General features: G+C 72.3%; 12 protein-coding genes and 1 pseudogene. 8 read left to right on the forward strand and 5 right to left on the reverse strand.

Annotated elements, in window-relative coordinates:
- Window positions 1-59: 59 nt before the first annotated feature.
- Both UO65_RS19020 and UO65_RS19025 read left to right on the forward strand, forming a co-directional pair.
- Window positions 60-2,546 carry a glycosyltransferase gene (locus UO65_RS19020; protein WP_035284496.1) on the forward strand — a complete coding sequence of 829 codons (2,487 nt, stop codon included), beginning with the start codon at window positions 60-62 and terminating at the stop codon, window positions 2,544-2,546.
- Window positions 2,539-3,615, forward strand: coding sequence for a glycosyltransferase family 4 protein (locus UO65_RS19025; RefSeq protein ID WP_035284497.1), 1,077 nt, complete (start codon window positions 2,539-2,541; stop codon window positions 3,613-3,615). The genes UO65_RS19020 and UO65_RS19025 overlap by 8 nt, the downstream gene beginning before the upstream one ends.
- An 89-nt stretch (window positions 3,616-3,704) precedes the next feature.
- Here the strand turns inward: UO65_RS19025 and UO65_RS33440 are convergent, their stop codons facing one another.
- From UO65_RS33440 to UO65_RS36830, 3 genes are all read right to left on the reverse strand, one after another.
- Window positions 3,705-4,229, reverse strand: coding sequence for an N-acetyltransferase (locus UO65_RS33440; RefSeq protein WP_052021355.1), 525 nt, complete (start codon window positions 4,227-4,229; stop codon window positions 3,705-3,707).
- Window positions 4,230-4,294: 65 nt separating this feature from the next.
- Window positions 4,295-5,902 carry an asparagine synthase-related protein gene (locus UO65_RS19035; RefSeq protein ID WP_084175866.1) on the reverse strand — a complete coding sequence of 536 codons (1,608 nt, stop codon included), beginning with the start codon at window positions 5,900-5,902 and terminating at the stop codon, window positions 4,295-4,297.
- Between the two features lie 59 nt (window positions 5,903-5,961).
- A complete protein-coding gene (locus UO65_RS36830; RefSeq protein ID WP_161784484.1) occupies window positions 5,962-6,120 on the reverse strand; it encodes a hypothetical protein in 159 nt (52 codons plus the stop codon).
- Window positions 6,121-6,409: 289 nt separating this feature from the next.
- On the opposite strand from UO65_RS36830, the gene UO65_RS19040 reads away from it, so the two are divergent.
- The 4 genes from UO65_RS19040 (at window position 6,410) to UO65_RS19055 (ending at window position 10,705) form a co-directional block, all read left to right on the forward strand.
- Window positions 6,410-6,898 (forward strand): hypothetical protein, encoded by a 489-nt coding sequence (locus UO65_RS19040; RefSeq protein ID WP_035284499.1) that lies wholly within the window; start codon window positions 6,410-6,412, stop codon window positions 6,896-6,898.
- Between the two features lie 27 nt (window positions 6,899-6,925).
- On the forward strand, window positions 6,926-8,266 hold the full coding sequence (locus tag UO65_RS19045) for a hypothetical protein (protein ID WP_052021357.1): 1,341 nt from the start codon (window positions 6,926-6,928) through the stop codon (window positions 8,264-8,266).
- 98 nt (window positions 8,267-8,364) lie between these two features.
- Entirely contained in the window at window positions 8,365-9,495 is a 1,131-nt protein-coding gene (locus tag UO65_RS19050; RefSeq protein ID WP_035284502.1) for a glycosyltransferase family 4 protein, read from the forward strand.
- A gap of 79 nt (window positions 9,496-9,574) precedes the next feature.
- A complete protein-coding gene (locus UO65_RS19055) occupies window positions 9,575-10,705 on the forward strand; it encodes a glycosyltransferase family 4 protein (RefSeq protein ID WP_035284535.1) in 1,131 nt (376 codons plus the stop codon).
- A gap of 42 nt (window positions 10,706-10,747) precedes the next feature.
- Here UO65_RS19055 and UO65_RS19060 read toward each other — a convergent pair whose 3' ends face one another.
- On the reverse strand, window positions 10,748-11,467 hold the full coding sequence (locus tag UO65_RS19060; protein WP_035284505.1) for a TetR/AcrR family transcriptional regulator: 720 nt from the start codon (window positions 11,465-11,467) through the stop codon (window positions 10,748-10,750).
- A gap of 81 nt (window positions 11,468-11,548) precedes the next feature.
- Between UO65_RS19060 and UO65_RS19065 the strand changes: the two genes are divergently transcribed.
- Window positions 11,549-12,403, forward strand: coding sequence for an SDR family oxidoreductase (locus UO65_RS19065; protein ID WP_035284508.1), 855 nt, complete (start codon window positions 11,549-11,551; stop codon window positions 12,401-12,403).
- An 80-nt stretch (window positions 12,404-12,483) separates the two neighbouring features.
- The gene (locus UO65_RS19070) at window positions 12,484-13,338 is read left to right on the forward strand and encodes a glycosyltransferase family 2 protein (RefSeq protein ID WP_035284510.1); all 855 of its coding nucleotides are present in this window, start codon (window positions 12,484-12,486) and stop codon (window positions 13,336-13,338) included.
- A 22-nt stretch (window positions 13,339-13,360) separates the two neighbouring features.
- On the opposite strand, the pseudogene UO65_RS38670 reads toward UO65_RS19070, so the two are convergent.
- Window positions 13,361-13,561: pseudogene (locus tag UO65_RS38670) on the reverse strand (DUF6191 domain-containing protein); the annotation flags it as partial.
- Window positions 13,562-13,818: the final 257 nt, after the last annotated feature.

Below are 13,818 nucleotides of genomic sequence, written 5' to 3' on the forward strand. Positions count from 1 at the left end.
AGACCGCTCCGGGCGGGTGATGCGGCAGGCTGTGGGCACCTACGGGCGAGGAGGCGGGCTTGGCTGAGGGGGCGGACGCGCTACCGGTGGTCTCGGTGGTGGTGGTCAACTACCGCGGCGCCGAGGACACGACGACCTGCGTGCGCGCGCTGCGGGCGGAACTGGACTACCCGGCCGACCGGTTGCAGGTGGTGGTGGTCGACAACGGTGGGCACGACGCCGAGCGGCTGCGCGGGCTCGACGGCGTCGACCTGGTCGTCTCCCCGGAGAACCTGGGCTTCGCGGGCGGGTGCAACCTGGGGGTCGAGCACGCCACCGGCAGCGTGCTGGCGTTCCTGAACAACGACGCCCGACCCGATCCGCAGTGGGCGCGCGCCGCCGTGCGGGTGCTGGCCGAGCAGCCGGACGTGGCCGCCGTCGCCAGCAAGGTCGTCGACTGGGACGGCACCGGCATCGACTTCGTCGACGGCGGGCTGACCTGGTTCGGCATGGGCTACAAGCGCCACGCCGGGCAGCCGGACGACGGCTCGCACGACGCCCCGCGCGACGTGCTGTTCGCCACCGGGTCCGCCATGTTCGTCCGCGCCGGGGCCTACCGCGAGCTGGGCGGCTTCGACGAGCGGTTCTTCATGTTCTACGAGGACGTCGACCTGGGCTGGCGGCTGAACCTGCGCGGCTGGCGGGTGCGCTTCGAGCCGGGCTCGCTGGCCTACCACCGCCACCACGCCTCCATGTCCAAGGTGGACACCGAGGACAACGCGCGCGAGCTGTTCCTGCTGGAGCGCAACGCGTTGCTGGCGATGTACAAGAACCTCTCCGACGCCACCCTGGCCAAGGCGCTGCCCGCCGCGCTGGCGCTGGCCGTGCGCCGCTCGACCGCGCGCGGGGACCTGGACGCCACCGCGCTGGAGATCACCCGCGACGGCCCGACCGAGCAGCGCGTGTCCCCGCCCGCGCTGGCGGGCATCCTGGCGATCGACCAGTTCGTCGAGCTGCTGCCCTCCCTCGCCGCCGCCCGCGAGGACGTGCAGGCGAGCCGGGTCCGCTCCGACGCCGACATCGTGCCGCTGATGCGCCGGGCCATGGAACCCGCCTACCCGCTGCCGCGCTACCTGGCCGCGCACGACATCCTCGTCGAGGCGTTCGGCCTGGAGGATGCGTTCGGCGCCCGCCGCAGGGTCCTGGTGATCACCGGCGACGCCATCTCCGAGCGGATGGCCGGACCGGCGATCCGCGCCTGGAACATGGCCGACGTCCTCGGCGCCGAGCACGAGGTGCGGCTGGTGACGGTCAACCCGCTGTGCGTGCCGCCGCCCGCACCGTTCCCGGTGCTCAAGTCCCGCCCGCGCGACCTCGGCGACCACGTCGACTGGGCCGACGTCGTCATCCTGCAGGGCCACGCGCTGGAGATGGTCCCCGCGCTCAAGGCCGCCGACTCCACCAAGGTCGTGGTCTGCGACATCTACGACCCGATGCACCTGGAACTGCTCGAACAGGGCAAGGACACCGTCGCCGAGCAGCGCGAACTCGACCTCATCGGCGTCACCGCCGTCCTCAACGCCCAGTTGGAGCGCGGCGACTTCTTCGTCTGCGCCTCCGAGCGGCAGCGGCACTTCTGGCTCGGGCACCTGATGGCGCTGGGCAGGCTCACCCCCGCCCTCTACGACACCGACCCCACGGTGCGGTCTTTCCTGGGCGTGGTCCCGTTCGGCCTGCCGGGCAAGCCGCCGCAGCAGTCCGCGTCCCCGATCAAGGGCGGCCTGGTCGGCGAGTCGGACAAGGTCGTGCTCTGGGCGGGCGGGGTCTACAGCTGGTTCGACCCGCTGACCCTGGTCTCCGCGATCGGCGAGCTGGCCGGGCGCCGCGACGACGTGCGGCTGGTGTTCCTGGGCATGAAGCACCCCAACCCCGAGGTCCCGGAGATGGACATCGGCACCCAGGTGCGCACCCTGTCCGGGCAACTCGGGCTCACCGGGCGCAACGTCTTCTTCAACGAGACCTGGGTCCCCTACGACCGCCGCCAGGACTGGCTGCTCGACGCCGACGCCGGGGTCACCACGCACTACGAGCACGTGGAGACCACCTTCGCGTTCCGCACCCGGGTCCTGGACTACCTGTGGGCCGGGCTGCCGATCGTCACCACCGACGGCGACGCCTTCGCCGACCTGGTGCGCACCGAGGGCCTGGGCGTGGTCGTGCCCGCCGAAGACGCCACCGCCCTGGCCGCCGCCCTGGAACTGGTCCTCTACGACGCCGAGTTCGCCGCGGCCTGCCGGGAGCGCATCGCGGTCGTGGCGCAGCGGTTCACCTGGGAGAACGTCCTGGCCCCGCTCACCGCGTTCTGCCGCGACCCGCGCCCGTCCGCCGACCGGCTCCCCGGCGCGGAGCCCCTGGTCGCGCGCCCCCCGCTGGGCGCGGCGGGAACCGTGCTGCGCGACCTCGCCCTGATCCGCGAATACCTCGACCGCGGCGGCCCGGGTGAGCTGGCCAAGCGCGCGGCCGGCCGCGTCCGCCGACTGGCCAAGGAGCGGCTGCGACGTGGCTGACCGGCTCCGCGTGCTGATCGACGGGACGCCGCTGCTGGGCAACCGCACCGGCATCGGCCGCTACACCGCTTCGCTGGCCGAGGAACTGGCCGCCATGTCCGATGTGGACATGCGCGCGGTGGCCTTCACCCTGCGCGGCTGGCGGCGCCTGCGGTCGGTGCTGCCGCACGGGGCCCAGGCGCGCGGCATCCCGGCCCCCGCCCGACTGCTCCGCAAGGCCTGGCTGCGCGGGCCCTTCCCCCAGGTGGAGCTGTTCGCAGGTCTGACCGACGTGGTGCACGGGACGAACTTCATCCTGCCCCCGGCCTTCCGCGCGGGCGGCGTGGTAACGGTGCACGACCTGGACTTCCTGGACCACCCGGAGCAACTGGCACCCACGGACGCGGAACTGCCCGCCCTGGTGCGCTCCTCGGTCCGCCGCGCCGGGGTGGTGCTGACCCCGTCCGCCGCGGTCGCCGCCGAGGTGGTCTCCCGGTTGGACGTGCCCGAGGAGAAGGTCGCGGTGACCCCACTGGGGGTGGACCTGGCGTGGTTCACCGCCCGACCCCCGTCGACCCCGCTCGCGGCCCGGCTGGGCCTGCCCTCGGAGTACCTGCTGTTCGTCGGCGCCGCGGGACCGCGCAAGTCGCTGGACTGGCTGGTCGCCGCGCACGCGGCCACTCCCTCGCTGCCGCCGCTGGTGCTGGCCGGAACGGGGCACACGCCGGGACCGGGGGTGCTGACCACCGGCTACCTGTCCGAAGTGGACCTCCGGTCGGTGGTGGCCGGGGCGTCGGCACTGGTGCTGCCGTCCCGGGAGGAGGGGTTCGGGCTGCCGGTGCTGGAGGCCATGGCCTGTGATGTACCGGTGGTCTGCACGGACGTCCCCGCCCTGCGGGAGGTCTCCGGCGGCCACGCCACCCTGGTCCCCTTCGGCGACGTCGAGGCGATGGGCGCGGCGCTGACCTCGGCCCTGGAACACCCCACCTCGGCGGACACCTCGGCCGCCCGGCGCGGGTACGCGGCGGGCTACACCTGGCGGCGGTGCGCGGAGCTGACCGTGGCCGCCTACCGCCTCGCCGCGAGCTGACCGACCACGATTCGACGACTGACCGCTGTTTCGCAGAGCGCTCCGCGTACCTGACCAGGTGCGGGAAGCGCCATTGCATTGTGCGAAGTTCAGGCGGGCGTGAAGTGCGTCCGCAGCCCGTCAGCCTGGTGGTCGATCTCGGTCACGATGTCGGCGAGGTCGGGCTGTCGCGCGGCCGGGCGGGCGAGCGACCACACGGTGATCTCGCCGGGCTTGCGCGGGTGTGGCGCTGCCCGGACCACCCGCCAACCCTGCCGCCGGTAGTAGCGCACCAGGCCGAGGTTTCCCCCCTCGCTGTCGGTGAGCACACCGCGGCGCACCCACTGCCGTCCTTGTCGGGCGGCGCGGTCGAGTGCCCAGAACGCGACGACCATGCCCACGCCGCTCCCCGCCCGCGACGGGTGGGTCACGGTGGATTGCAGGAAGATCGCCGACGCGGCTCGTTCCTGCTCGGTCCACCCGAGCGTGGGTGTCTCATCGGCCGTGGTGACGGCGAGCAGCACCCCGTCGTCGACGAGTGCCCACACCGGCCAGTCGGGTTCGGTGACCTGGTCGGCGAGGTGCTCGGCGGAACCGACCCACCCGCGCCAGCGGCGCAGGCCCTGCTCGCGCATCCAGTCCGCTCGGGTTCGGACGAGGTCGGCGACTTGGTCTCGGTCTCCTGCCTCGGCCGGTCGAATCACGTACACGGTGCGCTCTCCCGTTCGCTGCTGTGAGCTGTCATCGCCCGTAGCGCCAGTTCGAGGGAGAGCACGGGGAAGACCTTCATGTCGACCTGTTCGCCCTGCTCCCACTGGCCCATCGCTGCGCGCAGCGCGTCGCCGTCGACGAACCCGTGATCGACCGTGATCGCCTCGGCCGACAGCTCTGCGAGCAACGGCATACCGTACTCGCGGAGTCCGGCGCCCATGACGTGCCGGAAGTTCTCCCGAAGGTGTGGATACCTGGCGTCGTCGGAAAACCCGATCCGGCGGAACCTCTCGCGGCAAATGTGCTTGTCGACCCGCCACGGCACCGGGAGCTGTTCGGCGAAGCGGATCAACCGCGGCGAGCACAACGGCGACACCGGCCAGATACCCGCGTCGAGGAACTGCGGCGAGCGCAGCGCGAACCCGAGCAGGGTCGCCTCATTGATCACCGTCGGCGGGGCGAGGTCGTCGTCGACAGCGTCGAGCTGGTCGAGAGTGCGGCGGCCGAGCCACGCGGGCAGTCGCTCGTGATCGGAGAACCGTCCGCGCACTTTGCCCACCGATGCCCACTCGTTCCCGCGCAGGCTGAGCAGCTCGTCGCCCCCATCGCCGGTGAACACCGTCCGCACACCGCGGTCACGGGCTGCGGCGAGGATGGCGCCGACCGCTTCGTGATATGGCTCGGCGCCGGGCTCGACGAACATCCTGCGGGCCCGCGCGCCATCGGGGTTGAACGGTGCGAGCGGCAGCGCGTCGACGATCAGGTCGAGAAATCCGAGGTGGCGCAGCATCTCGGCCCGGCGCCGTAGCTGCTGCTCGCCCGCCTCGCCGCCGATCGCGAGCGCGTAGGCGAGCACTTCACCATGGTGTTCCTCGGCGAGGGTGACCGCCACCGACGCCGAATCCATGCCGCCGGACAGCTCGACCGCCGATGCCCGTGGATCGAACGGGCGCGCGTACACCGCACCGGAGAGCACGCGCCGGTAGACCTCGACGACGTCGACGTCGTCGCGCACCTCGCGGGGCAAGGCGTGCTCGGCGGGTGCCGGGTAGCGCATCACGAGCCCGTTGTCGCCGTAGGTGGCGTGCGCCCGCTCGGTCAGCATGTGGACCCCCTGAAACAGGGTCTCGCGTGCGTAGCGGGTGCGTTCGGTCAGCAGGCGGGCGACCGAGCGTTCGTCGAGCGCGTCGAGGCTGAACTGCTGTCGAAGGTCGGGCAGCGACCACGATCCGCGCAGCCGTCCCCCGGCATCGGTCAGGTACAGCGGCGCCGTCCCCCACGTGCCCGACGTGATGCGAAACCCGGCGGTCGGCGTGCACTCGACGAGCACGAAGTCGAGCGGCCACGCCTTGATCTCGTCGAGCAACCGCCGATAGGTCGGGGTGTCCGTGGTCGTGAAAACCTGTGCCGGACCGAACCCCGCCACCTCGCGAGCACGTTCGCGCACGGCGACAAACGTCGAAACGCCGTCGGTGACCGCCGCGTGTTCGAGCATCGGGTGCTCGTAGGGGCGAACTGCGCTCACCCCATCCGACCAGTGTTCACCATTCCAACGCCAGTCATTGCCGGGGCGCCTTCGTAAGCAGAGCTTGAGCATGAAAACTCCAAAACAGGCGTCGGGAGCGGGCGAACCGCCCGCCCCCTGAGTAGGCCGATTCAGATTTCGTCGTACTTGCTGCGGGTGTCGGACGAACCGGGGATCTTGTGGTACTCCGTCGCCTGCACCGAGATCGACGCCGTGCCCTCGAACACGTTGTCGAAGGTCTCGGATTCCGTTGTCGTTCGGTCCAAGACGGCACCCGTTGTGGTCGTCATGTCGTACTCCTTCCAGTGCCCAGCTGGGCACGCTTGGCGACTTCCTTGCTGCGCCCCGCCCTGACCTCAGCCGCCCGGCGCGGGTACGCGGCGGGCGGCACCTGGCGGCGGTGCACCGAACTGACCGTGCCGTTTACCGGCTCGCCTTCGAAACCCGTGAACACGCCACCCGCCCGATCCGCTGCGACGGCGTCAGCACCCGCGTTGTCATCGCACTCCCATTCGGTCCTCGTCGCAGCCGGTGTCTCCATGAGATCGTGGCCGGGTCCGATTGGGCAGATGACATTCGATGACATCGGAGAAGGAGCACGCGAGCGTGGTTCGATACGTGACGGTCACCGGCACACGCTCGATCACCGGCGAGTGCGAGGCCCAGCTCCCCGACTTGTTCGACGGCTACCTGCGACCGTTCGCGGATGCGGAATCCCATTTCCACCTCGGCGGCGCCGCCGGGATCGACACCGCCGCGCTGGAGTGGCTGGCCGCGCACACCCCAGCGTCGCTGACCGTCGTGGTGCCGTGCACCGTGGCTGACCAACCAGCAGTCGCGAATGAGGCCATCCGACGGTGGCAAGGACGAGGTCGGTTGGCAGAAGTCGTCGAGTTGGGAGCCGGGAAACTCGGCACCTCGGCATACCACGCCCGCAACCGGTGGATGGTCGACCGCAGTGGGTTCGTGATCGGTTTTCCACACGGTACCCAGCCGACAAGCGGCACCTGGTACACCGTGGATTACGCCGCCGAACAGGGGAAACCGCGACTGGTCGTGCCAGTCTGACGGAAGGCGGGTGGTGTACTGGTCATCGTGACCACCGCCGATCGTGACACCGGTGCCCGCCTCTTGCGCAGACTGCGCGAGAAGCGCGGCTGGTCTTGGGCAGATCTGGCGCGAGCGCTGCGGGACACCGCGCGCGGGCTCGCGGTCACGCCTCTGATGAACAGGCAGGTGACGAGCATTCAGCGCACCGTTGCCAGATGGGAAAGCCTCACCGACCGAACCAGCCCCGGCGATCGCTACCAGTTCCTCCTCGCGCACCTCTATGCCCGAACCCCATCCGGCCGCATCGTGTTGGGGCCTCGATCGGACTTCGTTGTCCTCTTGGACGCTCTCCGCCATTTCGGAACGTCGCCACAACGCGTGCGTCAACTTGTCGACCTGATCACTCAGGAGGTGAGTGGCGACAGCGGTGAGGTGTTGCTGCCTCCTTCCGCGTATTCGAGCACCGCCGTGCTCCGACGTGATCCATCGTGGCTCGATCACGAGGTGCTCGGCCTGCTGCGTGAATCGGTCACGGTGATTGACAAGCAGGTCGGATCGGTCCCGTTCGCCCGTCTCCAACTCCAGCTCGCGCCTGCCATCGAGACGTGCCGCCAGGTGTTGCGGCTCGACCACGCGAGCCCGCAGGGCGAACTGGTGTCGCTCGCCATCGATGCTTACGCACTCGGCGGCCGGTTGGCCTTCGAAACCCGCGACGACGAGACGGCCATGGCGCTGTACGCAGACGCGACCGAGGTGGCTGGACGACTCGACGATCGAAGTCGCCGGGCTGTCGTGCGGACGAGTCACGCCATGGTGACCCTGCATGCGACCAACGACCTGGAAGCGGCCCAGAAGATCGCCCATGCCGCGACCGTTGACGCCCATCGAGGCGCCAGTTACGCGATTCGAGCCCGCGCACACGCCGTCCACGCTGAAATCTGCGCTCGCGCCAGCCAGACCGTCGATGCGGCCACCGCGCTCGAACGGGCGTGGAAGACCGTGGACAAATTGACCGTTGATGACCCCCGCGGAGGGTTCACAGCCGACCGCTTGAACGGTTTCGATGGACTCTGCGCTCTCCACACAGGCGACGCGCGCCGTGCCCACGACCACCTCGACCGGTCTCTTGGCGCGTTGAGGAAGTCGAGAGACGCGGTCCAACGGGGCATCGTGGGCACCGACCTGGCCCTCGCCCGACTACGCCTCGGCGATCCGGAGGCCTGCGTCGACCTCCTGCACGAGGCCGTGGAGATCACGGCGACCACCGGCGGCCGTGTTCCCGCGCAACGGATCAGGCTGGCGCGGCAAGAGCTGCGCCCATGGCGGGCGGAGGACTTCCTGGCCCAACTCGATGATCACATCCACGACACGCTGCTGGGTCCGTGACGAGTTTGGAGTTCTGATGCCCGGCCGCGCTTGTCGGGCCGGAAGTGCTCGGCGGGTCGGGTGCCCGTGGTGATCGGCTCCCGTGGGAGGCTGCCCCCGTGCCCGAGCTCGTCGTGCTCACCGAGCAGCTCCTCGCTCCAGTCCCCGGCGGCACCGGCCGCTACACGCGGGAGCTGGCCGCCGCGCTGGCGGCCACCGCGCCCGAGGGTTGGGTGGTGAGCGGGGTCGCGGCGCGGCACCGCAACGCCCGTGGTGCCGAGGTCGACGGGCTCGCCGGGTCCCGGATGCTGCCGCTGCCCCGCCGGGGGTTGACCCTGGCCTGGGAGTACGGGGTGCCGCTGTGGCCGGGCGGGGACGTGGTGCACGCGCCCACGCCCCTGGCGCCCGCGACGGCCCGCAGGGGCGGGGTGCTGGTGGTGACCGTCCACGACACCGTGCCGTTCACCCACGCCGAGACCCTCACCCCGCGCGGGGCGGCCTGGCACCGGGCGGTGATCAAGCGGGCCGCGCGCAAGGCCGACGCGATCGTCGTGCCGACCGACACCGTGGCCGCCGAGCTGGCCGAGCACGCCCCGGGGCCCGCGCGGGTGCACGTGGTGGGGCACGGGGTGCCGGACGTGCTGCGCACGCCGCCGTCGGCGGAGGCGGTGGCCTCGGTCGTCGCCGCGCACCGGTTGCCGGAGACCTACGTGCTCGCCGTGGGCACCGTGGAACCGCGCAAGGGGTTGGACGTGCTCATCGCCGCCATGGCCGACCCGGGGGCGCCCGACCTGCCGCTGGTGGTGGTCGGCCCGACCGGGTGGGGCGGGGTGGACCTGCGGGCGCTGGCCGCCCAGCACGGGCTGCCGCCGGGGCGGCTGCGGGTGCTGGGGCCGCTGACCGACACCGAGCTGGCCGTGGTGCTGCACCGGGCGACGGTGCTGGCCGCGCCGAGCCGGGCCGAGGGGTTCGGGTTGCCGGTGCTGGAGGCGATGGCGGTGGGGGTGCCGGTGGTGCACTCGGACGCGCCCGCGCTGGTGGAGGTGGCGGGCGGGGCCGGGGTGGCCGCGCTGCGCGAGGACCCGGCCGACCTCGCCCGGGCGCTGACCAGCGTGGTGGATTCACCCGAACGGGCAGCGGCGATGGTGGACCGGGGGCGGACCCGCGCGGCCACGTTCACCTGGGCACACGCCGCTGAATCGGTGTGGCGGCTGCACCTGCGCCTGCTGACGGAAAAACGCGCCCGGTGACGGTCGGGGCAAAGTTCACGCGTTCGTGAGCACCGTCGTAACCGGCCGTCGTACGCTGGGGCGCGTGTCCGACCCCCGCGTGCTCATCGACGCGACCGCCGTCCCGGCCGACCGCGGCGGGGTCGGCCGCTACGTCGACTCGCTGGTGGCCGCCCTCGACGCCGACGGCGCGACGCTCAGCGTGGTCTGCCAGCCCCGCGACGCGGGCCTCTACGCCACCCTCGCGCCGCGCGCCCGGGTCGTGCCGACCTCGGAGTCGGTCACCACCCGCACGGCCCGGCTGACCTGGGAGCAGACCACCCTGCCCCGCCTGGTGCGCAGGCTCGGCGTCGACGTCCTGCACTCCCCGCACTACACGCTCCCGCTGGCGGGCCAGGCCGCCTCCGTGGTCACCCTGCACGACGCCACCTTCTTCACCGACCCGGCGCTGCACCACTCCATCAAGGCCCGCTTCTTCCGCGCCTGGACCCGCACCTCCCTGGTCCGGGCGAGCCTGTGCGTGGTGCCCAGCGCCGCCACCGCCACCGAGCTGGCCCGCGTCGCCGGGGCCGACCGGGACGCGCTCGCGGTGATCCAGCACGGGGTCGACAGCGAGCGCTTCCACCCGCCGAGCCCCGACCAGGTGGCCGCCGCGCGCGCCGGGATCGGCCTCGGCGAGCAGCCGTACGTGGCGTTCCTGGGGGCGCTGGAGCCGCGCAAGAACGTGCCCGCCCTGATCCGCGGCTTCGCCGCCGCCTGCCGGGGCCGGGCGGACCCGCCGTCGCTGGTGCTGGCCGGGCAACCGGGCTGGGACCACCAGATCGAGCGGGCGCTGGACGCGGTGCCGCACCGGGTGCGGGTGATCCGGGCCGGGTACCTGCCGTTCGACCACCTCGCCGGGTTCCTCGGCGGCGCGGCGCTGGTCGCCTACCCCAGCCTGGGGGAGGGGTTCGGGCTGCCGGTGCTGGAGGCCATGGCCTGCGGCGCCTGCGTGCTGACCACCAGGCGGCTGTCGCTGCCGGAGGTCGGCGGTGACGCGGTGGCCTACTGCGGGGTGGGCGCGGGCGACATCGGCGCCGCGGTCGGCGACCTGCTCGACGACCCGGCGCGGCGGGCCGACCTGGCCGCGGCCGCGCAGCGGCGGGCGAAGGAGTTCACCTGGGGCCAGTGCGCCGAGGGGCACCGGGAGGCCTACGGGCGGGCGCTGACCCGGCACCGGCGCGCCCGCTGAGCTCGTCCGCCGAATTCCCCGGCGGTTCCCCGACCCCGACTGTCACCGCCGCGCCGGACTCGCGGTGGCCCCGGTGGGCGGCCTGGTCGTGATCCGGTCCAACCACTCGGTGAGCAGCCGCCGCTCGGCGGGGCTGAGCACGTCGAGTTCCGGCACCGCTGTGCGCAGGGCCGCTGCCGCCGCGGTCGCCCCGTCGGCGGGCAGTGCCGGTGCCTCGGTGAGGATCGCACTGAGCAGCGACCGGTACGCGACGTCGGCCAGGGCGGGGTTCCGCCGCTCGGGTGCTTCGGCGATCAGCGCGAGGACGGTGCCCGTGCCGATCGCGTGGGTCAGGTCCGCGGCGAGCTGTTCGCCGACGCGCAGCCGACCGGCCGCCGCGATGCGCCTGATCCGGGTCAGCAGGACCTCGCGCCCCGCCTCGGTGGCGCGTGAGGTCGACGTCCGGCGCGGGTCGACCGCGAGCGCGTAGACGGCGGGGTTGGCGAGGCCGAAACCGACGTGCAGGTCCCAGCCGGCGCGGAAGTCCGCCAACGGGTCGGTGCTGTGGTCGACCACCTTCCCCCGCACGTACGCGGCGTACGCGTGCTCGGCGACCGCGTCCAGCAGGCCGTCCTTGTCCCCGAACAGCCGGTAGATCGCGGGTGGCTGCAAACCGGCGGCCGTGGCGACGGCCCGCGTCGTGACCGCGTCCGGCCCGCCTGCGGTCAGGAGGTTCGTCGCGACCTCGATCAGTTGGGTCCGGTTCTGAGCTGCGGCCACCATGGTTCCAACGATAGCGGATCTTTGCGAACGCTGTGATAACGTCGAAAGCGTAATAATGATTCCAATGGAACCGGAGAGACCATGATCATCGTCACCGGAGCGACGGGTGCACTCGGCGGACGCGTCGTCGAGCGGCTGCTCGAACGGCTTCCCGCTGATCGGGTCGGCGTCAGCGTGCGCGAGCCCGCGAAGGCGCGGCACCTCGCCGACCGCGGCGTCCGGGTCCGCCGGGGGGACTTCGCCGAGCCCGCGACGCTGCCCGGGGCGTTCGCCGACGCCGAGCAGGTGCTGCTGGTCTCCAGCGACAGGTTCGGCGAGGAAGCGGTCCGCCTGCACCGGACCGCGATCTCGGCCGCGGCGCGGGCCGGTGTCGGGCGTGTCCTCTACACCAGCCACCAGGGGGCCGCCGCGGATTCGCTGTTCGCGGCGATGCCCGACCACGCGGCCACCGAGGAAGCCCTCGCCGAGGCGGGTGTGCCGTGGACGTCGCTGCGCAACGGCTTCTACGCGTCGACTGTGCGGCACCTGGTGGGAGGGGCCCGGGAAACCGGGCAGCTCCGCGCCCCCGAGGACGGCCCGGTGTCCTGGACCGCGCACGACGACTTGGCCGAGGCGGCGGCGATCGCGCTCACCGGGCCCGCCCGCCCCGACGGACCGACCCCGCCGCTGACCGCCGGGCAGGCGCTCGACCTCGCCGACGTCGCCGCGATCCTCTCCGAGTCCACCGGGCGCGTGATCGACCGGGTCACCGTCGGCGACGAGGACCACGTGGCCGAGCTGGTGGGGCAGGGGATGCCCGAGCCCTACGCCCGGGCCATGCTCGGGGTCTTCCGCGCATCGCGCCGCGGGGAGTTCGCGGTCGTCGACCCGGCGCTGGGGGAGTTGCTCGGGCGTCCACCGCGCAGCGTGCGGGACCTGCTCACCGCATCGTCCTGATCACCCGGCCCACCCGCTCGCACCCGGCGCGAACGGGCTTTCCGAACCCGGCCGGAGGCGGTCGGGCACAATGTCGTGCCGTGACCGACGCCTATGGTGACGAGCTGGCCGTGGTGACCGTGACGTACTCCCCGGGGGAGACCCTGGAGCGGTTCATCACCACCCTGTCCGAAGCGACGACCCGCCCGGTGCGGGTGGTCCTGGCCGACAACGGCTCCACCGACGGCGCGCCGGAGGCCGCCGCGGCAGCCCACGAACACGTGTCCCTCGTGCCCACCGGGGGCAACCTCGGGTACGGGTCGGGGGCCAACCGCGGCGTCGCCGAGCTGGGGCGGGAGTACGGGTGGGTCGTGGTGGCCAACCCCGACCTGGAGTGGGGCCCCGGCTCACTCGACACCCTGCTGGAGGCCACCGAGCGGTGGCCGCGAGCGGGCGCCTTCGGGCCGCTGATCACCGAGCGCAGCGGGGTGGTGTACCCGTCGGCCAGGGAGGTCCCCTCACTGGGCAAGGGGATCGGGCACGGGGTCCTGGGCAAGCTGTGGCCCGCGAACCCGTGGACCCGGGCCTACCAGCAGTCCGCCGCCGACATCTCCGAGCGGGTCGCCGGGTGGCTGTCCGGGTCCTGCCTGCTGCTGCGCCGCGCGGCGTTCGACTCCGTCGACGGGTTCGACCCCCGGTACTTCATGTACTTCGAGGACGTCGACCTGGGCGAGCGGCTGGGCCGGGCCGGGTGGCAGAACGTCTACGTGCCCTCGGCGCGGGTCATGCACATCCAGGGCGTGTCAACGGCTAAGGCCTCTTCCGCGATGCTGGCCGCGCACCACGACTCGGCCTACCGGTACATCTCCGACCGGCACCAGGGTGCGCAGTGGGCGCCGGTGCGGGCCGCGGTGAAGGCGGGCCTGTCGGTGCGGTTGAAGCTCCAGTCCCGCTGAGGCTGATCTTCGCGGTACCGCTGTCGAGATCGATGCCCAGCGGCGGGGCGCCCTGGGCGTCCTCCTCGCGCATCATCGAGATCGAGTCGCGGTGGTCGAGTTCCACCCGCTTGCTGCCGTAGAAGACCGCGGTGAACTCGTCGACGTAGGTGGCGGTGACCGGGGTGCCGGTGGTTTTCCCCTTGCGCTGGCGCCACAGCTCGGAGGCGCCTGCGGCGAGCATGAGCAGGGTGGTGCCGGGGATGCTCCAGGCCAGTGCGGTCTCGATGAAGCCCACGGAGGGGGAACGGTGGTGGGGCGCGTGCGGTTCCCGCCGCCGGGGTGCTCCTCGAAGCCGGATTTTGCTGCGATGCCTGGTTCTGCTTCAAGCCCGGTCTTGCCGTGGGGTGCCCGGCTGGGTGGCTGTGCTCGGCTTGGCCGTGTCCTGCAAAGCCCGGTCGTTTGTCGTGGGTGCCCGGCTGGGTGGATGTGTTTGGCCGG

The organism is Actinokineospora spheciospongiae (genome assembly GCF_000564855.1).
Taxonomy (GTDB): Bacteria; Actinomycetota; Actinomycetes; order Mycobacteriales; family Pseudonocardiaceae; genus Actinokineospora; species Actinokineospora spheciospongiae.

What these genes read in the sequence shown, in the direction of transcription:
- UO65_RS19035 (WP_084175866.1), bottom strand. Translation starts at nt 5,902, where the DNA reads ATGCTCAAGCTCTGCTTACGAAGGCGCCCCGGCAATGACTGGCGTTGG.
- UO65_RS19065 (WP_035284508.1), top strand. Translation starts at nt 11,549, where the DNA reads ATGATCATCGTCACCGGAGCGACGGGTGCACTCGGCGGACGCGTCGTC.
- UO65_RS33440 (WP_052021355.1), bottom strand. Translation starts at nt 4,229, where the DNA reads ATGCGCGAGCAGGGCCTGCGCCGCTGGCGCGGGTGGGTCGGTTCCGCC.
- UO65_RS36830 (WP_161784484.1), bottom strand. Translation starts at nt 6,120, where the DNA reads ATGACGACCACAACGGGTGCCGTCTTGGACCGAACGACAACGGAATCC.
- UO65_RS19060 (WP_035284505.1), bottom strand. Translation starts at nt 11,467, where the DNA reads ATGGTGGCCGCAGCTCAGAACCGGACCCAACTGATCGAGGTCGCGACG.
- UO65_RS19040 (WP_035284499.1), top strand. Translation starts at nt 6,410, where the DNA reads ATGACATCGGAGAAGGAGCACGCGAGCGTGGTTCGATACGTGACGGTC.